The organism is Streptomyces typhae (assembly GCF_009755605.1).
GTDB classification, from domain to species: domain Bacteria; phylum Actinomycetota; class Actinomycetes; order Streptomycetales; family Streptomycetaceae; genus Streptomyces; species Streptomyces typhae.
On the sequence record NZ_WPNZ01000003.1, the window covers coordinates 107,059 to 124,629 of the forward strand.

15 protein-coding genes and 1 tRNA gene are annotated in these 17,571 nt (G+C 69.6%); 8 read left to right on the top strand and 8 right to left on the bottom strand.

Annotated features, from left to right (window positions below):
• Positions 1-30 precede the first annotated feature (30 nt).
• Together GPA10_RS07015 and GPA10_RS07020 are read right to left on the bottom strand one after the other, a co-directional pair.
• Positions 31-1,794, bottom strand: a complete 1,764-nt coding sequence (locus GPA10_RS07015; RefSeq protein ID WP_343040467.1) for a YfjP family GTPase — start codon at positions 1,792-1,794, stop codon at positions 31-33.
• A 575-nt stretch (positions 1,795-2,369) separates the two neighbouring features.
• Positions 2,370-4,019, bottom strand: coding sequence for a dynamin family protein (locus GPA10_RS07020; protein ID WP_343040468.1), 1,650 nt, complete (start codon positions 4,017-4,019; stop codon positions 2,370-2,372).
• A gap of 327 nt (positions 4,020-4,346) precedes the next feature.
• Between GPA10_RS07020 and GPA10_RS07025 the strand changes: the two genes are divergently transcribed.
• The 4 genes from GPA10_RS07025 to tgmC all read left to right on the top strand — a co-directional run bounded on the left by GPA10_RS07025 (position 4,347) and on the right by tgmC (position 8,587).
• Positions 4,347-4,422 (top strand) — tRNA-Arg (locus GPA10_RS07025).
• A gap of 1,817 nt (positions 4,423-6,239) precedes the next feature.
• Positions 6,240-6,488, top strand: a complete 249-nt coding sequence (gene tgmA, locus GPA10_RS07030) for a putative ATP-grasp-modified RiPP (protein ID WP_079086827.1) — start codon at positions 6,240-6,242, stop codon at positions 6,486-6,488.
• Between the two features lie 91 nt (positions 6,489-6,579).
• Positions 6,580-7,455, top strand: coding sequence for an MvdC/MvdD family ATP grasp protein (locus GPA10_RS07035; protein ID WP_343040469.1), 876 nt, complete (start codon positions 6,580-6,582; stop codon positions 7,453-7,455).
• Positions 7,445-8,587: an ATP-grasp peptide maturase system methyltransferase gene (gene tgmC / locus GPA10_RS07040; RefSeq protein ID WP_058851050.1), complete on the top strand. Its 1,143-nt coding sequence runs from the start codon at positions 7,445-7,447 to the stop codon at positions 8,585-8,587. The genes GPA10_RS07035 and tgmC overlap by 11 nt, the downstream gene beginning before the upstream one ends.
• Positions 8,588-9,822: 1,235 nt before the next feature.
• Here tgmC and GPA10_RS07045 read toward each other — a convergent pair.
• Positions 9,823-11,217, bottom strand: a complete 1,395-nt coding sequence (locus GPA10_RS07045; protein WP_058851051.1) for a tyrosine-type recombinase/integrase — start codon at positions 11,215-11,217, stop codon at positions 9,823-9,825.
• Positions 11,217-11,414, bottom strand: a complete 198-nt coding sequence (locus tag GPA10_RS07050) for a helix-turn-helix transcriptional regulator (protein ID WP_079086828.1) — start codon at positions 11,412-11,414, stop codon at positions 11,217-11,219. Before GPA10_RS07050 ends, GPA10_RS07045 begins: the two co-directional genes overlap by 1 nt.
• 319 nt (positions 11,415-11,733) lie before the next feature.
• Here GPA10_RS07050 and GPA10_RS07055 point away from each other — a divergent pair, with 319 nt between their 5' ends.
• Positions 11,734-12,030 carry a hypothetical protein gene (locus GPA10_RS07055; RefSeq protein ID WP_157164740.1) on the top strand — a complete coding sequence of 99 codons (297 nt, stop codon included), beginning with the start codon at positions 11,734-11,736 and terminating at the stop codon, positions 12,028-12,030.
• A gap of 359 nt (positions 12,031-12,389) precedes the next feature.
• Here GPA10_RS07055 and GPA10_RS07060 read toward each other — a convergent pair whose 3' ends face one another.
• On the bottom strand, positions 12,390-12,704 hold the full coding sequence (locus GPA10_RS07060; protein WP_058851053.1) for a DUF6087 family protein: 315 nt from the start codon (positions 12,702-12,704) through the stop codon (positions 12,390-12,392).
• 1,011 nt (positions 12,705-13,715) lie between these two features.
• On the opposite strand from GPA10_RS07060, the gene GPA10_RS07065 reads away from it, so the two are divergent.
• A complete protein-coding gene (locus tag GPA10_RS07065; RefSeq protein WP_157164741.1) occupies positions 13,716-13,877 on the top strand; it encodes a hypothetical protein in 162 nt (53 codons plus the stop codon).
• A gap of 55 nt (positions 13,878-13,932) precedes the next feature.
• Here GPA10_RS07065 and GPA10_RS41635 read toward each other — a convergent pair whose 3' ends face one another.
• The gene (locus GPA10_RS41635) at positions 13,933-14,457 is read right to left on the bottom strand and encodes a hypothetical protein (protein ID WP_063803674.1); all 525 of its coding nucleotides are present in this window, start codon (positions 14,455-14,457) and stop codon (positions 13,933-13,935) included.
• A gap of 55 nt (positions 14,458-14,512) precedes the next feature.
• Positions 14,513-15,802, bottom strand: a complete 1,290-nt coding sequence (locus GPA10_RS07075; RefSeq protein ID WP_058851057.1) for a helix-turn-helix domain-containing protein — start codon at positions 15,800-15,802, stop codon at positions 14,513-14,515.
• Between the two features lie 195 nt (positions 15,803-15,997).
• Between GPA10_RS07075 and GPA10_RS07080 the strand changes: the two genes are divergently transcribed.
• Both GPA10_RS07080 and GPA10_RS07085 read left to right on the top strand, forming a co-directional pair.
• Positions 15,998-16,438, top strand: a complete 441-nt coding sequence (locus tag GPA10_RS07080) for a glycine-rich domain-containing protein (RefSeq protein ID WP_058851058.1) — start codon at positions 15,998-16,000, stop codon at positions 16,436-16,438.
• Between the two features lie 156 nt (positions 16,439-16,594).
• Positions 16,595-17,269, top strand: a complete 675-nt coding sequence (locus GPA10_RS07085) for a class I SAM-dependent methyltransferase (protein WP_343040470.1) — start codon at positions 16,595-16,597, stop codon at positions 17,267-17,269.
• A 142-nt stretch (positions 17,270-17,411) separates the two neighbouring features.
• On the opposite strand, the gene GPA10_RS07090 is transcribed toward GPA10_RS07085, so the two are convergent.
• Positions 17,412-17,570: a hypothetical protein gene (locus GPA10_RS07090; protein ID WP_157164742.1), complete on the bottom strand. Its 159-nt coding sequence runs from the start codon at positions 17,568-17,570 to the stop codon at positions 17,412-17,414.
• Between the last annotated feature and the right edge of the window lies 1 nt (position 17,571).

The window sequence follows — 17,571 nt, forward strand, 5'->3', positions numbered from 1 at the left end:
GCCGGTGGCCGGTGGCCGAGGGCCGGTGGCTCACCCCCGCTGAGCCACCCGCACGTACTGCTCCCGCACCTCCCGGTACCGCAACAGCTCCGCCGCCACCGGATCGAGGACCCGGGCCCGGCCGCACCCGGCCGCGGCCTCCCGCAGCCGCCGCTCGGCCTCGAAGCCGTAGCGCCGTGCCGGACCGCGCGCCGCCATCCGGCTGGCCCACTCCACGAGAGGGCCGCCGACGATGCCCAGGACCATCAGGAGCACCGGCACGCCCAGGTTCGGCTCCGCGATCCCGACGATCTGCCCCACCAGCCACAGCCCGCCGACGACCTGAAGCAGCGTCATCGCGGCCTGGGCGAGGACCGCGACCGGCCACCACCCGGGACGTGGCGGCCGCCCGCCCGGCAGCGCAGCCCGCAGCGCCAGCTCGTCGAGTGCTTCGGGCAGCCCCTGGGCGCCGCGCGCGGCGGCCTCCCTGACGGCCTGTCCCCAGGGGGTGGGCAGCCCGGTCGCCGCCGCGTCGGCAACGGTGCGTACGGCGTGCTCCACGCGCGCGCGTGCCGTCGCCTCCTTGTCCACCGGGGGCGGCACCACGTGCTTGCCGGTGTGGTGCGGGAAGCGCTTCGCCTCGTACCAGCGCCACAGCCGCAGCCAGGGCGCGGAGCAGGCCTTGCCCGCGTGCCGGCGCCAGGCACGCTCGGCGGCCTGGCCCGCCGCGACCGCGCCGACCGCCTCCCCGAGCCGGTCGGCGAACTCGTCGCGCGCCTCCTCGCTGAGGCCGATCGCGCCCCGCGCGGAGGCGGACCCCACGCCCGAGGCGTACACCGGCCGCAGCCGGGCCGCAGCAGCGTCCAGGTCGGCCTCGACGCGACGTGCGGCGGCTCCCCGCTCGCGCGTGAACTGGCTGAGCGACTCGCGGAGCTCGCCGACGCCGTCTCCCGTCAGGGCGGACAGCGCGAGCACCGTGGCGCCCGGTTCGCCGTGCTCCCCGAGGGCGATGCCGTCCTCGTCGAGGAGGCGCCGCAGGTCGTCGAGGACCAGGTCGGCTGCGTCCTCGGGGAGGCGGTCCATCTGGTTGAGCACGATGAACATGACCTCGGCGTGTCCCGCCATGGGCCGCAGATAGCGCTCGTGCAGCATCGCGTCGGCGTACTTCTCGGGGTCGACGACCCAGATCACCGCGTCCACGAGGCCGAGGATCCGGTCGACGTGCTCGCGGTGGTCCTCCGCCGCCGAGTCGTGGTCGGGCAGATCGACCAGGACGAGGCCTTGCAGCGCCTGCGCGTCGGGCCCCTGGAGGGGCCGTCTGCGCAGCCTTCCGGGGATGCCGAGCCGGTCGAGCAGCGGGGCGGCGCCGTCCGTCCAGCTGCATCCGATGGGGGCGGCGGTGGTCGGCCTGCGGACGCCGGTCTCCGAGATCGTCACGCCCGCCAGGGCGTTGAACAGCGTCGACTTGCCGCTGCCGGTGGCACCCGCGAGGGCGATGACGGTGTGCCGGTCGGACAGCTTCCGACGCGCCGCGGCCTCGTCGAGCACCTGTCCGGCCTCCGCGAGCGTCGCGCTGTCGAGGCGCGCCCGGGACAGCCCGATGAGTTCCCGCAGGGCCTCTAGCCGACCCCGCAAGGTCCCTTCGTAGGCGACGGTCGTGCGCGCGGAGGCACTGTACGGAGAGGGCTCGCTGTACGAGGAGGACGTCCCTGTGGTGCCGTACGAGGACGACGTGTCCGCGTACGAGGACGACGCCCCGGCGGCATACGAGGGCGACGCCACCGCGTCGTACGAGGAGGACGTCCCCGGAGGCATGGACGGGGGCAAGGGCGCCACAGCTGCGGCTGCGGTCGGCGGTTCGAAGGTGCGCGCCGCCCTCGCCCCCGTGACCGCTCGCAGCTCCCTGTGGGCGTCTCTGGCGGCTGTGGTGGCTGTGGCGTCCTTGACATCCCCGGCAGCCGCGCCCGGGGCCACCCGTCGCGCGATGAGCCCGTCGTCCCAGACGACTTCGGCACCCGTTTCGCCGTTCCCCGCGCGGGCGGCGGCGAGGTCGCCGGAGCCCCTGGGGCCCCCGGACGTCCCGCAGTTTTCAGCACGCTTGGTAGGCGCAGAGACGGAGACGTCGGTAGCGGGGGTGGGTGCGGGAGCGCCGGAGTCCGCGACCGCACCGGAACGCCTACGGCGGTGTTCCGCACACGCCCCTGCTTCGCCACACCTCGCACATTCCGCACGATCAGCACATTCCACACGTTCGGCGCAAGAGGAATCGTCCGAACGATCGATCGGATCCATACGGTCGGTGGCGTCGACGCGGCCCGTGTGATCGGCGTGATTGGTGTGATTAGTGTGATCTGTGTGGCCCGTATGGCCCGTGACGGCGGTCACCGCGGTCACCTCTCCTTCTGCAGTACGGACAGCGCGGCGATGAGTTCGGCCTGCGGCTCCGGGGTGACGTCGAGGGCGTCGAGGGGGGCGAGGCGCCGCTCCCGCTCCGCGCCGAGGACCTTGTCCAGGTAGTCGGCGAGGAGCCGGTTGCCGCGGTCGCGCAGGCGCAGGGCGCCGTGGACGCCGATGCGCTCGGCCAGGGTCTCCCCGGCGTTGCGTGCCCGGCGTCCGCCGAGGACGGCGGTGGCGAGGAGCGCGGCGACGACGTCGGCGTCGGGCAGGGCGCCCTTGTCGATGCGGTCGAGAGCGCGCACCTCCTCCTCGGCGTGCTCCTCCAGTTCGCGCCGCCAGCGCCGCACGGCGACGCCGATGCGGTGTTCGGGCCTTTCGGCGTCTTCGTAGGGGGCTCTTTCGTAGCGGCCCTCGCGACGGGCGAGCCCGGGGGCCTTCGCGGCGGGTTCGCGCCGCCACGCGTCGTCGATGCGTTCGTCGGCGGCGGTGACCGCGCACAGGAGCAGCGCTTCCAGGCTCTCGGAGATGGCGTCGAGGAGCTCGTCGGGGCCGCAGTCCAGCGGGTAGGCGCGCCAGCGCTTCAGGGCGTCACCGGCGAGCGCGGAACCCGCCTGCAGCCGGTCGCGTACGCGCGCGTGCTCGCGTTCGTAGGCGTCGTCGACGGCGGAGACGAGCCGCAGGGCGGCGGCGTACTGGGCGGCGACCGCGCCGGCCAGTTCCGGCATGCGGGCGTTCAGCGAACCGAGCACTCCGTAGGCGGTGCGTTCGATGACCTGCCTACGGGAGGACGCGTCCTGTGCGCGTTGGGCGAGCCAGACCCGGAGCGACTCGACGGCGCTGGCGGGCAGCAGTCCGCCGCCCCCGGCGGACTCGGGCAGCTCGGGGACGGTGAAGCGGGGCACCTCGCCGAGTCCGGCCTTGGTGAGCAGGGCGCCGTACTGGCGTGAGACCTCGCCGACGACCTGATGCGGTACGCGGTCGAGGACGGTGACGAGGGTGGCGTCGTGCTCCTTGGCGGTGCGCAGCAGGTGCCAGGGCACGGCGTCGGCGTACCGGGACGCCGTGGTGACCATGACCCACACGTCCGCGGCGCAGATCAGCTCGGCGGCCAGGACCCGGTTGTCGGCGATGAGGGAGTCGATGTCGGGGGCGTCGAGGAGGGCGAGGCCGCGGGGCAGGGTGTCGGCGGTCTCGACGCGCAGCGCCCTGTCGCTGTCGCCACCCGCCGCCGGGGCGGCCCTGTCGTCCCGCGTGCCGTCCCTGCGGGTCGTCCACACGCGTGTGAGGTGGGGCAGGACGCGCACTCCGGAGAACCAGTGCTGATCCTCCGGATGGCACACCAGGACGGGCGTACGGGTGGTGGGCCGGAGCACCCCGGCCTCACTGACCTGCCGCCCGACGAGGGAGTTCACGAGCGTCGACTTGCCGGCGCCGGTGGAGCCCCCGACCACGGCCAGCAAGGGCGCTTCGGGGGCCCGTAGCCGGGGCACCAGATAGTCGTCGAGCTGTGCGAGCAGCTCGTCCCGGTTGGCCCGCGCGCGAGGCGCCCCCGGCAGGGGGAGCGGAAAGCGTGCGGCGGCCACACGCTCACGCAGGGCGGAGAGCGCGTCAAGCAATTGAGGCCGTACGTCCAAGGTCGCCACATGCGAAGAATGCCCAATTTTGGCGGCTTTCTGAAGCATATGGGCACCCCTGCGCGCCGATCGGACACCCGCGAGGGAAGGGGCGACTGGGGCGCAGGCATAACGAGTGCACAACACCCGGGGCGTCAGACGCCAAAAGCGATGCGCGATTCGCACCTGCCTGCGATTATCGGGATCGCTTCACCGAACCTCCACATCACGTGGCGGAGGTGAAGCACCAGGGACAAGCCACCAGGAGCCCTATCCTTGTCCCCGGTCCATGGTCCACGGCCCCCGGCAGGGCCACGGCCCAGCCACACCGGGCTCCAGGCCACCGGCCGCCACCCGGCCCCCGTAGCTCAGTGGATAGAGCAGGCGCCTTCTAAGCGCTTGGCCGCAGGTTCGAGTCCTGCCGGGGGCGCCACTGGCACTCTGCCAGTCGGGCCACGTTTTGGCAGGTCAGACCACGTCTGACCGACCGCCGAGGCAAATCGGACTCCTTCCCTCCGCCGAGGGGAGAGTCCGGCTGACGCCAGCGGAAATCGGGTTTCTACGGGTGTCCGTCCCACAGGCGTCCCACAGAATCGAGCGCCTGAGCAGGCACCTCGACCCCTTACGGCACATGGCGAAGCCGCCCTGAGGCCCGCACTTCGCAGGGTTCCGGGGTCGCTCATCACGTCGCGGTCTTTGGTAGGTCTTGGAAGCTTTCAACCCATTTCAGGTAGTCGGCCAGTTGGCCGACGATGCATCGCGCATAGATGACCAGCAGAACCGGCGGACGACACGTTGTTGCCCGCCCACGCGGCAACCTGGGCGGCGGGATGCCGCCGTTGAGCCAGGTGGACAGGCAGGCGTGGTGCAGGTCACACACGCGTCTGCCAGTCGGCGTCCGGACCTTGCGCCCGGAAAGGATCTCCATACGCGCCTGGCCTAGACACGCCCGAAAGCCTGGGGCCATCCCTGCGGATGCGGGGACAGCCACGCACGCCCTACCGAATGTCGGGGCCAGCGGAGCCATCCCCGCGGGCGCGGGGAGCAGCCTTTCGCGCCGTCGGCCAGGGCGCGGTTGACGGGACCATCCCCGCGTGCGCGGGGAGCAGCAGGTCAACCGGGCACCCATCCCGCAGCCTCTCCGCGACTTCGTGGGACCATCCCCGCGTGCGCGGGGAGCAGTTGCCGGAGCCCAGGCCGCCCAGCGCGAGGCTGGGGCCATCCCCGCGTGCGCGGGGAGCAGACTGATTGACCTGCGGGTTCCCTAAGCCCAGACCCTGATTCCCACCACTTTCCCCGACTCCGGCATAAGCATCGAGAAGGCATATCTCCCGCATTACCCACGACCGCAACACCGACACTTGGACGCCCCGCTCCAGCCGCCCAGCGGACCGGATCGGGACCACGGACCGACCACCTCTGCGGCAACCTCAACGGTCAGCGAATGCTGAACAGTTTGCAAGAAGGATGGCCCGCATGAGACTCCACCCTCACCCCAACCCACCCACCACCGCGGAAGAGTTGGTCTGCCACCAGCCCAGAGGCACCAGTACCTCCGCCCCACACCTCCAGCCATCTACTTGGCACGAGCCAACGGCCGCACCCTCCTGGCTACAACGGTTCCTCCCAGAGGCAAGGTCCAACCCGCCCACGGGCCAGCATCACGCAAAATCCAAGAAGCATCACGATCTGCGCAGGTCAGGCACCAGATGAGACGGCTCCGCGCCCTGCTGTCCCTCGACGACGGCCAGGCGGTACTGCGCTCACGGCACGGCACCGACATGGCGCCCGCCTTCCCCGAGATCACTCCGCACTCCACCAACTGCCAGATGTCAGCGCCCTGGATGGGGAACTGGTCGTGTAGGAGGCGAACGGGGCGGGCCGGAACGCGTTAGAGGCTGCAGAACCGGCTACACCACCGCGGCGCCGGCGTACGGCAGGCCGCCCTCGAATCGCCCGCCCCCCTTCGTCGCGTTCGCCCTGCTGCGCCAGTCCGGGACCGACAACCACCACCCGGCCCTGTCGGTAGCGCAGGACCGCCCTGAAAGGCCTCTTCCGACAACAGCGGTTGACGACCCTGTACCCTCTCGACCGGTTTCTCGGCCCCCAGCCGTAGTCGCCTTGACCGGTTCCAGCACCGGGTGCGACGCGCTGCGGGTGGACACGAGCGGGCCTGAATGCGCTCTACCGTTGCGCTGGTGCGAGGCGGCACACTGTGCACCGGCGATCCAGCAACGGCTGGAGGCAGCAGTGCGCGAGACTGCAGTCCCCTGGGGTGTGACCCGCATGCGGCCCTACCCCGACACGGTCGCGCTCCCCGCTGCCGAGATCATCCTCGACCCCGAGACCCAGACCGGGCGCTTCGTCGGCCCGGACGGCCTGGACGTACCTCGCGCAGCCAGGCACAAAAGAACCGAGACGAGCAAGGAGACCTCCACCAGGACCAGCCTGGACGGCACCACTGATGAGGGCAGTGACCAGGAAGGCGACACGGATTGACGTCGGCCGCCGCTGTTCTCGTCGTCTCGCGGGCAGACGATGCGACCGCCGATGCGGTCACCGGTGAGCTGAACCGGCGGCGGTTCCGGTGGTGCGCCTGGATCCCGGTGACTTCCCCGAGGACCTGTCCGTTGCGGCGCGCCTGGACGAGAGCGGGATGCGCGGAAGCGCATGGACGCGCTCCCGCGTGGTGGATCTGGAGCGCGTGCGTTCGGTGTACGGGCGCCGCCCGCGTCCCTACGCTGCTCCTGCCGGCCTGGCGGAGCAGGATGCCCGCTGGTGCGTGGAGGAGGCCAGGTACGGGCTCGGCGGCATCCTCGCCTCCCTGCCCGGCGCGCACTACGTCAACCACCCCTGGCGCAACCGGGACGCGGAGTACAAGCCCGCCCAGCTCGCCACCGCGAGGCGCTGCGGCTTCCACATCCCGCCGACGCTGCTCACGAACGACGTCAGCGCCGCCCAGGACTTCGTCCGCGAGCACGGGGCGGTCGTCTACAAGCCGCTGCGCAGCACGCACTATGCGGATCCCGCGGGCCGGGCGCTGACGGTCTGGGTCGAAGAAGTGGACGCAGCCGAGCTGCATGCCGGGGTCGCCCAGACCATGCACCTGTTCCAGAAGCGGGTGCCGTCCGTCGCCGATCTGCGGGTGCCGGCCGTGGGCGACGACATCTTCACCGTCCGGATCGAGGGCTCGCCCAGCCTCGACTGGCGACGCCACTACGACGTCCTGTCCTACTCCCTCATCGACACCCCGGCGCACTTGGCCCAGAGCGTGCGCCGGTACCTGGACGCCTTCGGTCTTGTCTTCGGCGCCTTCGACTTCGGCGTCGAGGCCGACGGCCGGATCTGGCTGTACGAATGCAATCCGAGCGGCCAGTTTGCCTGGTTCCCCGAGCCGATCACCGGCAGGATCGTCACCGCCCTCGCCGACCGGCTCCAGCACGCAGGAGAACACCGTGCCCGCTGACCCCGCTGCCCTGCGCCTCGCGCTGGCCGACCAAATCGCTGCTGCCAATCCGGTCCTGGACGCCGGGTGGCGCGAGGCCGTCGCCGCTGTCCCGCGCGAACTGTTCCTGGGCCCGGCGGTCTTCCGCCCCGCCGACAGCAAATGGGAACCGGTCCACCGGGCGAAGGCAGGTGAACAGGAGTGGCTGCGGATGGCTTACCGTGACCAGACGTGGGTCACCCAGGTCGAGGGCCAGGACGCCGCCGCCGTGACCCGCCCGGTCTACGGAAACCCCACCTCCTCGGCCACGCTGCCCTCCCTGGTGGCCCGCACCGCCCAGGTGGCAGAGCTGCGGCCGGGCCTGAAGGTCCTGGAGGTGGGCACCGGCACCGGCTACTCAACCGCGCTGCTGTGCCACCGGCTCGGCGCCGGGAACGTCGTCAGCATCGAGCACGACGCCGGCCTCGCGGCCGGCGCCGTCGCGCACCTGGCCGAGGCCGCCTGCACACCCGTACTCGCGGTCGGGGACGGCCTCCAGGGGTGCAAGGAACACGCCGACTACGACGCGATCATCGCCACCTGCTCCGTACGCTCCATCCCGCCCTCGTGGCTGTGGCAGCTGAACGACGGCGGATCGATCACCACCACCCTCAGCGGCTGGATGCAAGCCGCCGGACTCATCCGCCTCGTCCTGGACGACGAAGGCACCGCACACGGGCGCTTCACCAACGACACCATCACCTACATGCTCGCCCGCCCGCACGAGCGGCCCCCCTCCCCACGCTTCTTCCGGCTCGAGGGTGAAACCCAGCGCGCGCTGCGGGACCCCGCGCTCCTTGAGGAATGGGCGGGACGGTTCGTCGCCCAGCTCGCGGCCCCCTCCGCCGAGCTGATGACCACCCACTTGGGCATCATCCTGCGCGACGTGGCGACCGGCTCCCAGGCATGGACCGAACCCGCACCCGGCGGTGAGGGATGGACCGTGCACCAGCACGGACCGCTGCGCTTGTGGGACCAGGTCGAAACAGCCCTCGGGCACTGGCAGGACGCAGGAGCACCCGACCTCACAGGCTTCGGAATGACCGCAACCCCCTTCGAGCAGACCGTCTGGATCGACTCCCCCACCGGACCGAGCTGGCCACTGCCCATCTGACAAACCCACCCCCGCCTTCCACCTCTCAGCACAGCCGCCCGCCAGGACCGACTCCCCCCGGAAACCGCGGCCCACCCGAGCAACAAGGCCGACGCCCACGTCGGCGACCGACGGGGCCATCCCCGCGTGCGCGGGGAGCAGGGCTCGCCGATCAGCGTTCCCGCCGCCGCCATGGGACCATCCCCGCGTGCGCGGGGAGCAGCCGTTGGTGTCGTACGAGGTGTCGTCCTCCAGGGGACCATCCCCCGCGTGCGCGGGGAGCAGTCAGAGGGCCGTACTGCCCGAGACGGTCAGTTGGGACCATCCCCACGTGCGCGGGGAGCAGACCGGATGACCTGCGGTGTTCCTAAGCCCAGACCCTGTTTCTGACCACTTTCCCCGACTCCGACATATAAATTGAAAAGGAACATCTCTCGCATTGCTCAGGCTGCAATGCCAATGGCGGACCGACGGCCTCTGCGGACATCTTCACGGACAACAGATGTTGGGCAGTTGGCAAGAACGATGACCATCACCAGAATTCACCCTCGCCTCAACCTACCCGCTACCCGAAAGGGCTGGCCGCCACGAGTCGAGCGGCCTCATCGCCTCCGCACCGCACCTCCAGCCATCTACTCGGCAAGCGGCGACTGCCGCGCCGCTCGTGGCTACAGCGGTCCTCCAGGGGCATGATCCGGTCCACCCATGGGCCAGCGTCACGAGTGATCGAAGAAGCATCACGGCCTGCGCAGGTCAGGCACCATACACAGGCTGTACCAGCAATAGACGAGGAATCTGGTGGGACCATCTCCCGCGGCTGCGGGGAGCAACAGCGTCGCGACCAGCAAGCAGTTCGGCAGCAGGACCGTCCTAGGCGACCAGGAAAGTAGACGGCGGGGCCGCAGGGCTGGAACTGGTGGCGGGGCCAGCCCCGCAGGCACGGGGGGGGGCGGTTGATGACCTGGGGCTCCTGCAAGCGCTTGGCCGCAGGCTCGAGCCTGCCGAGGGCGCCACTGGCACTCTGCCAAGAGCCACGTTCTGGCAGGTCAGATCATGACCGACTGGCCACCGAGACGTACTGGACGCCTGCCCACCGCCGAGGGGGTCCGGCTGGCACCGGCCAGAACCGGGGGTCCACGAGCGTCCGCCCCGCATACGTTCCACAAAACCGAGCGCATGCGAAGGCACCCCGACCGCTCACCCCACCCAGCGAAGCGGCCCCGAAGCCCCCACTTGCAAGGCTCCGATGCAGCTCATCACTCCGCGACCTTTGGCAGGTCTTGGACGCCTTCAACACGTTTCAGGTAGTCGGCCAGCTGCCCGATGATGCATCGCGCATAGATGGCCAGTAGGACCGGCACACTATTGCCCGCCCATTCGGCGACCTGGGCCGGCGGGATGCCACTGTTGAGCCAGGTGGTCAGGCAGGTGTGGCGCAGGTCGTACACACGCTTGCCAGTCGGTGTCCTGCATTCGTGCTCGGAGAGGACCTCCTTGCGCGCCTTGGCCCAGACACGCCGGAACACTGAACCCGCGAGCATGTCCCCCTTCTCACCGGGGAAGAGGAGACCCTCTGGTCTGAGGTCGTACTCCTTGATGGTCTCTCGGAGAATCGCGACGAGGGAGGGGTGGATGGGGACGGTGCGCGTGTCCCCCTCACCCCGGCCTTTGAGGTCTCGTTCCTCATGGACCTCGCCGGTGTCCGTCCACTGGCTGCCGACTTCGGGCTGGGCCTCGTGGATGAGGAACTCCCCCCAGCCGGATTCCGGCAGCGCGGCGTCCCCGACCCGGAGGGCGACGGCTTCCTCGGGGCGCAGCCCCGCATAGTAGAGAGTTGCGAAGAAGGCGCGGTAGAGGCGTCCGCGTCGCGGACGCTCCCCTATCCAGTCCAGCATCTTCGCGACCAGGTCGCGGTTCAGGAGGCATCGCTTGTCGATGGCCTGGGCGACCTTCGGAGCGGTGCGCTCGCCCTTGTCCTTCGAAAGGGGGTTGGCCTTCAGGTAGTTGTGCCTGATGGCATAGCCCATGACCAGGTTCATAATCCGGTCGTTGCGGATGACCGAGCTGGCTGCCGCTGCGCTACCGTCCAGGAGGGTGCCGAGCGCTGTGACGACCTTGTCGACATTCTCGGTCTTCTCCCAGGCACGCATCGGCGGAGAGTTGCGCTTGACCCAGTCGAGGATCGTCTGGACCTCGTCCGGTGCGGGCTTGTCGGGATCGCTTCGCCGGTTGACGTTGAAGGCGTACTCCCGCAGGGCCCTGCGGACCATCACCGGCTCGAAGTGAGCCGGCGGCGGCGTACGCAGCAATGCGATGGTCGCGGATGTCAGCGCCTTGGCCATGTTCTTACGGGTGTTGCCGGAGGCGCGCGGCCACTTCCAGTCGACGTACTTGACGGCGAACTGGAACCAGTTCACCTCGTCCGCCTTGGACGACCACGAAACCGGCAGGCCCAGCTCTATATCGAAGGGATCACGCTGCCGGTGGGCGGCCATGAGCTTCGAACGTTCGTCATCGGCAACGGCGGACTTCCTATAAGTCTTGCTGTGCTTCTTGTGGGCGACCTTCCAACGGACGGTGTAGCTCTTGCCCTTGGCTCGCTTGTTCGTCTCGATTGGATAGAAACGAACGTCCAACGAGCTGGTGTCCATCAAGAAGGATCCTCGCAATCAATCAACCAGTTTTCGAGATCTCTGCGCCGTATCCGAAGAGATCCGTTCGGGAGTCGGATGCAGCGCGGTCCCCGACCTTTCTGCCGCCAGTCGTAGAAGGTGCTTCGCGCGACGCCGAGTTCGCTGCACACTTCATCGACGGTGAGATTCACCCCAGGTCGAACTGCTACCGCCATGAGGTCACCCCGCCGTCACTGTGGACGTCGAGGAAGCATCGAGTAGCCGCCCCACGGTGAAGAGAGCCAGGGGGTATCGCAAATCGGCGCATACAGATGAGATTCCTTGCAGAAAGGGCAGACAGACGGTTACAGCGACAATATGGAGACAGCAAAAGGCGCTGCGCTTCAGGGCAACAGCCGCCGCGCGCTGGTTGTTATCTCCCCCATGAATGTGCGGCGCGATCTCCTGTGTCCGGCCCGGCTCCACCACCAAGCACAGCCGGGCGCGAACTCCCTCAATGGTCCGCACGACCACCGGTTTCGCTAACCGGGAACCGTGGCCTATATTGCGCCCGCAGGCGAGGACGAGGGGCAGCCGATAGGACCTGAGCGCGGGGTGCACGTCCTCGTCAACCAGAACCACGAGCCCGTCTTCGGCAAGTCGGCTGCGGTTTCGATCCGCGACGGGTTCCGGGGAGCCGACATCGCAGGCGATGCCACGGGCCTCAGCATCCGGGTGGGCCACAACGTGCGCGAACACCACGAGGTGTTTGCGATGCTCGTGCTACAACAAGTCCTCGCCGCCAAGCCCGACGGCGCAGACGTAGAGACAGCAGAGACAGAGGACCGTTGAGAGGGCGGCGTGGGCGGCTTTCGTCTGGCCAATCCATGCGTTCATGGCTCCGAGCGCCATGAGGATCGGTGGAGCGGGTTGATCGAAGTGCGGATTTCGGCAGATGGGCCTCCTTGCTAAGAGTCATGGTCCGAGACCCGGGACGGGGGCCAGCACGGCACGCTGGCACCTGCACTACTGAGACCGTCCCTGACCTGGTGTTTCCGGGAGGTGTTGTACGTTGACATGCTCCCCGGAGTACTTCCAGTCCCTCGGGGCTCTTCCTCGTCTGCCGTGAGCGAATCCGCCCTTGCACGGTCCGGCAGTCGATCACCCCTGGGTGCTCTGCAGCACTGTCCCCGGCGGAGCAGCCTTGACCGTTACTCGCTGTTGCGGTACTCCCCAACCGGGCCGTCGGTCGAGCCGCTCGCCTGTTCGCTCACCCACCGCCGAGCCTCCGCGAGGTTCGCGGCAGTGCCCGCGGGCTCGTACAAAAATCCGTTCCACTCCTCCAGCACCCTCGGTCCCTCGGGCCGGAGGTGACCGCCGCCGCCGTGCAGCGGGCGGTGCCGGCGCCAGACGTCCAGCGGCGGGCGGCGCCGCTTGTGGTACGCCGCGAGCGGGTCGCCGTCGTCGGTGCGCGGGATCGCGCGGGAAGGCTGGTTCGGCGGTCCGGGTCGGGAGTGCTTGCCCATGCGCTCGATGGTCGCAGGCGGCGGCCGTGGTCGGCGGGTTGCGGCAGGATCCGCCGCGCGGGAGCGGAACTCGTCCACCGGGTCCGGAAGGGAGCGAACGGCTTTCAGCAGCGTGTTAAGCCGGGAGGCAACGAGCCTGGAGTCGACGCGTCGGGCGTACGTAAGCGCCTGGTGAAGCCGGGCCTGCGCAGCCGCAAGGTGTCCGTGAAGTACACGCTGGCAGGCAGACGGTCGTCGTGAAGCTCGGCGAGATCGCGGGCGGAGACCCCGCGGGCGCCGACGTGCTCGGCGGCGTCGAAGTACGCCACCTATTCCGGCGCCTCGTCCAGGCCATCTGCGACCAGCTCGCTAGCGGCGCCAAGGTACCGCTCGGCACCTTGCCTGTCACCAAGGGCCACGTGCACTTGCCCGGCCTGGGAAGGCGACCAGCATCCTGGAGGCGGGCATGGTCGTCTTCTTCCCGGCGATATCCAGGAGACCAACGGCCTGCTGAGGATGCCCGAGGTAGACCATCTGGTGAGACATGCGGGTGACGATCCCACCCCGCGGTCCGGCTGCCCGGCCTCGGAGGCCGCGTAGATGCCGTACGAAGACCAGTACCGCTGGGCGATGGCGTACCGGCCGCAGTCGTGACTGACCCACCCTGCCGAAGTGGCGAGATCGGCGGTCGCCGCGAACACCCGGGCCTTCAGCGAGGAGGACGCCGTCCTGGATACGGCGGGCGATTTCGGCGAGCTGGGCGACGATCGCGGAGCGGTAGAGGCCGCGCCCCTTGGAGGCGTCGGCCTTCGTGAAGAGGGCGGTCACCTCCTCCTGCGCGGTGGTGGCGTCCCGTGTTGAAGCCCTTGCTGGCGCGGTTCACTCGGCGGGCGGTGCCGCCCACCATCTGCTCGGCCACGAGGGCAAGCTTGAGGGTGTCCCGGCGGTCGAGGAAAAGATTCGGTCCATCCGGCCAGGGTCGGTGCCGCTGCCTCGGTCAGCAGCGACAGCGACCTCAGCGCGCTCCTCGGCATGGCAGCACGGGTACGGCCTCTCTATCGCGTACCTGGAGACTCCGGCGAGCGCGTCGACACCACATACAAGCTGTGGCACGACCTGATCAGCGACATCAAGGCACTGTGTCCGGACTCCTTCGAGGCCGCGGGCCGACTACGGGCGATGCGAATGACCTAGGTGCGCTGTCCCGGAGGTTGGTCTTACGGCCGGGATCGTTCTTCCTCTACGAAATCTACGAAGACAAGTCGAGGAGAGCCCAGACCTGTCGGCCCTCCTTGGTCGTCTCTTCGCCGCAGCTCACCGCACCCAGCTTCTGGAGGCACGGCAGGACCGTACTGTCGAGTTCGGGTGGCTCCGGCTGGTGGCTGAAGGCGAGGACGAGCACCTGGCCATCCTGTTCAGCAAGGTGGAGGCTGATATGCCGACCGCCGTCCGCCACCACCGTCTCCACAAGGTGACGGACCAGACCTTCCAGTGCAGCGGGTGACTTGAGCCCCCACCGTGTCAGACGACTGCTCACCTCGGTGAATGCCTTCCCCGGGGCCCATGGTTGCGCTTCCAGTGACCAGTTGGCGCCCGCCCGGTTCTTCATCACCGGACGGACGCCGCGGCCGCGGGGCTGCAGGGCCGGCGGCGAGGGGGCAAGCCGGGTCTGCGGCGGGGGCGGGGACGGCGGCTTTTTCGGCGGCGGGGGCGACTTCGGCGGATAGTCGGGGCGCGGCTTGATGGCTTCGGGGTCCGTGTGCGGCAGCTCCATGTCGGTCTCCCCAGCGGCTCAAGGGCAGTTGTCCAGCACGTTGTCGCAGACGAGGTCAGGCAGCGATCCCGGCGACGGTCGCCAGCTCTCGTACGCCCGTCACCCGCGGGTGCCGACGGTGGATCTCGGCGACGGTCTTCCTGATCGACGGGCGGTCTCGAATTTCGCCCACGGAGATGCGGGCCGCGGCGAGGAAGGAGCGCGCCGCCTGCTCCGGCTTCCCCGCCATCCACTGGACGCGGCCGAGGTCGGTGTGGACGCGGCACTGGCGCTCAGCCGTCGTGAACTGTCCGGCGTGCAGCCCTCGGCCGGCCTCCATCGCGGCGCCGGGGTCGGCGAGAGCCCAGTGCACGCCCACGGTGTACAGGCGAACGGATGCCGGGGTGATGGGGAACAAGCGGCCCGCGGGCGCCAGAGAGGGCAGGTCGCGAGCGGCTCGCCGCGCTTCCCGGATCATCGAGGCAGCCTGATCGCGGTCGCCCGCGCGCGCCGCGGTGTAGGAGGTGGTGCAGAGCATTTGCGCGTAGGCCGCGGCCTGCGCGTCCGTCGTCAGCCCGGTGGCCTCGATCGCGGAGACCGCGTCGTGAATGTGGCGCTCGGCTGCGGCGGGCTGGTCCAGATGGCGGAGCACGATGCTCATCTCCCGGGCCGCCGCTGCGGCCACGATCGGCGAGTTCGACCACTCGGCGTACAGCGTCGCGCGATCCGCGGCCAGCCGGGACTGCTCGTAGTGGCCGAGCTTCGTGAGGACCTGACTCGCCAGGCTGTACGTCGCCGAGAGGCGGGCGAGTGCGGCCTCCTCGCGGGATCGGGTGGCATGGTGAGCATCGGCCAACAAGCTTGGCATGCGCTTCAGCAGCTCAGTGTTCTTACCGCCGTCGAAGAGGACGCGGGCCTGCGCGAGACGGCGATCCAGCGGCACCGGGGAGCCGGTGGGATCGGGCATGCTCGCGAAGGCGTCCTCCACACCCGTCAGAAGCGCGGCCGGGGCCGCGAGGCCAGCGACGGCGAGCAGCGTGCGGCGGCGCATCCGATCCTCCTCGGCACAGTGTGGCCATTCCGGCGCCACTTTAGACCTCTGGGGGCCGGTCAGCCCGAGAGACGCCACTAAGACATTTGTCGGCACGCCCACCTCTTTGGCGGCGTGTCGCAGCAGGGTCAGGTCAGCGTGTCTTCCGCACTGCTCCAGGCGCGAGACCGTGGATGCCGAACAGCCGATGCGGGCTCCGAGGTCCGCTTGGCGCCACCCGAGCCCCTGCCGTCCGATGCGGATGAGGCCGCCCGGGTCGAGGTCGGCGATGAGGGAATGCACTGTGCCTGAGTTCCAGAACTGATCGGCGCGCATTCGGCCTCCCGCTCGCCAGTTCCCGGCAGAACTGCCTACCCACGGTATGCGGCGGCGAGTGATGCGTATACGGCGTGTGCAGGGCGTGCACACGGTTTGCACAGCCTGACAGCCGATCACCACAGCGCCCTGCCGAGCCGTTCCCTGGGGTGTGAAGCCCGCTGTGGAGCGGGGCGAGACACCACGGAGGACAGCATGGCGACAGCAGTCGAGACTCAGGTCCGTGACCCACGGGCCTTCGTGACACCGGAAGTATGGAACCGCGAGATCCAGCTCCTCATGCGCGACTACCCGTTCGACGAGGTCATGGCGACCCGGCTGTTCGGTGCCGCCGTCTCCTACCTGATCACCGCCATCGAGAAGTGGGGCCAGGGCCTGGAGATGTGCTGCGGCCGCACCGTCGACATCGCGGTGCACGTCTTCATCCTGGACACGAAAAACTACCGGGACTTCTGCCACCAGCACTTCGACGGAAAGTTCCTGGAACACATCCCCGAGATCGCCTTCAAGTACGACGGCTCCGTCGAGCGCACCGCACAGATCATCGCCGACAACGGCTTCGCGGTCGACTGGAAGCTCTGGGAGGCCGACTACGGCAAGTGCGGCCCGTGCCGGCCGGGCGAGAACTGCCACTGAAACCGGCACCAGCCGAACGGGCCCGCAAGCGCAGCGAGCGCTTGCGGGCTCCTGCACATGCCCATCTGACCGAGTCGCGTCTTCGGCGGGTGCTCGGGCGGGTGCCCCGGTACGGTGGCCAACTCCACCGGCCTCACCGCCCTCCCGAGGAGTTCCGTGCCCCTTGCGCCACAGACCCCTGCCGAGTACTGGGACACCTACAAACCGAACCGCGGAGACGGGCCCGCCGCACGGCCGCAGGCCACGGTGTTCGAGTGGACGCAGTACCCCGGCCACGGCCCCGGTGCCGAATTCCTCGGCGCCCCCCTGCCCCAGCGTGCCCTGGACCTGGGGCCCGCGGAGGGCGCCGAGGCCGCGTACCTCGCTCGCCAGGGGGTGCACGTGACCGGGGTGGACCTGTCCGCCGTCCAGGTGGCGCGCGCCCGCACCTGGTGGCAGGACACCGCACGGCTGGAGTTCGTACACGCCGACGCCGTGGAGTACCTGGCCTCCACCACCGCGGAGTTCGATGCGGTCTACAGCGTGTGGGGGGCCTGTTGGTTCATCGACCCCGACCTGCTTCTGCCCCTGATCGCCCGCCGTCTGGCACCCGGTGGCGTCCTGGCCTTCTCCCACGCCGAGCCGACCGGCGGCGCCTACGGGCCTCAGCCCATGCGCGGCAAGTGGCTGGAGGGCCGCGAACGCGAACTGATCGTGCTGCGCTGGCAGTACAGCCCGCCGACCTGGGCCGACATCCTGAAACGGCACGGCTTCACCGACATCGACGCCCGCGTCCTGCCTGCCCCCGACGGCCAGCCAGTCGGCACCCTGCTGGTCCGCGCCACGCAGTGAAGCCTTGTCCGCGGGGCCTCAATGCTGGCCGTTCCCCTGGTCCTCCTGACGGTCCGCTGGACCGTCCACCGACCCGACCTCACACCCGGCCGGGCACTGGACCGTGACGCCGCCCACCGTGATCGTTCCTGCGTCGTTGCAGTCAGCGCACGTCGCCATCGGCTCGGCGCTGGGCGATGAGCTGATGCATACGCTGAGCAAGGCGCCTCTGCCACGCCTTGCGTTCGAGGAGCTGGAGCAGGCGCGTGTACCGCCCGTCGCGCTGTAGATCGGCGATCCATTCGTGGTCGACGACGCCCATG

What these genes read in the sequence shown, in the direction of transcription:
- GPA10_RS07015 (WP_343040467.1), bottom strand. Translation starts at nt 1,794, where the DNA reads ATGCCTCCGGGGACGTCCTCCTCGTACGACGCGGTGGCGTCGCCCTCG.
- GPA10_RS07045 (WP_058851051.1), bottom strand. Translation starts at nt 11,217, where the DNA reads ATGGACACCAGCTCGTTGGACGTTCGTTTCTATCCAATCGAGACGAAC.
- GPA10_RS07050 (WP_079086828.1), bottom strand. Translation starts at nt 11,414, where the DNA reads ATGGCGGTAGCAGTTCGACCTGGGGTGAATCTCACCGTCGATGAAGTG.
- GPA10_RS07060 (WP_058851053.1), bottom strand. Translation starts at nt 12,704, where the DNA reads ATGGGCAAGCACTCCCGACCCGGACCGCCGAACCAGCCTTCCCGCGCG.
- GPA10_RS07065 (WP_157164741.1), top strand. Translation starts at nt 13,716, where the DNA reads ATGGCAGCACGGGTACGGCCTCTCTATCGCGTACCTGGAGACTCCGGC.
- GPA10_RS41635 (WP_063803674.1), bottom strand. Translation starts at nt 14,457, where the DNA reads ATGGAGCTGCCGCACACGGACCCCGAAGCCATCAAGCCGCGCCCCGAC.
- GPA10_RS07075 (WP_058851057.1), bottom strand. Translation starts at nt 15,802, where the DNA reads ATGCGCGCCGATCAGTTCTGGAACTCAGGCACAGTGCATTCCCTCATC.
- GPA10_RS07080 (WP_058851058.1), top strand. Translation starts at nt 15,998, where the DNA reads ATGGCGACAGCAGTCGAGACTCAGGTCCGTGACCCACGGGCCTTCGTG.
- GPA10_RS07090 (WP_157164742.1), bottom strand. Translation starts at nt 17,570, where the DNA reads ATGGGCGTCGTCGACCACGAATGGATCGCCGATCTACAGCGCGACGGG.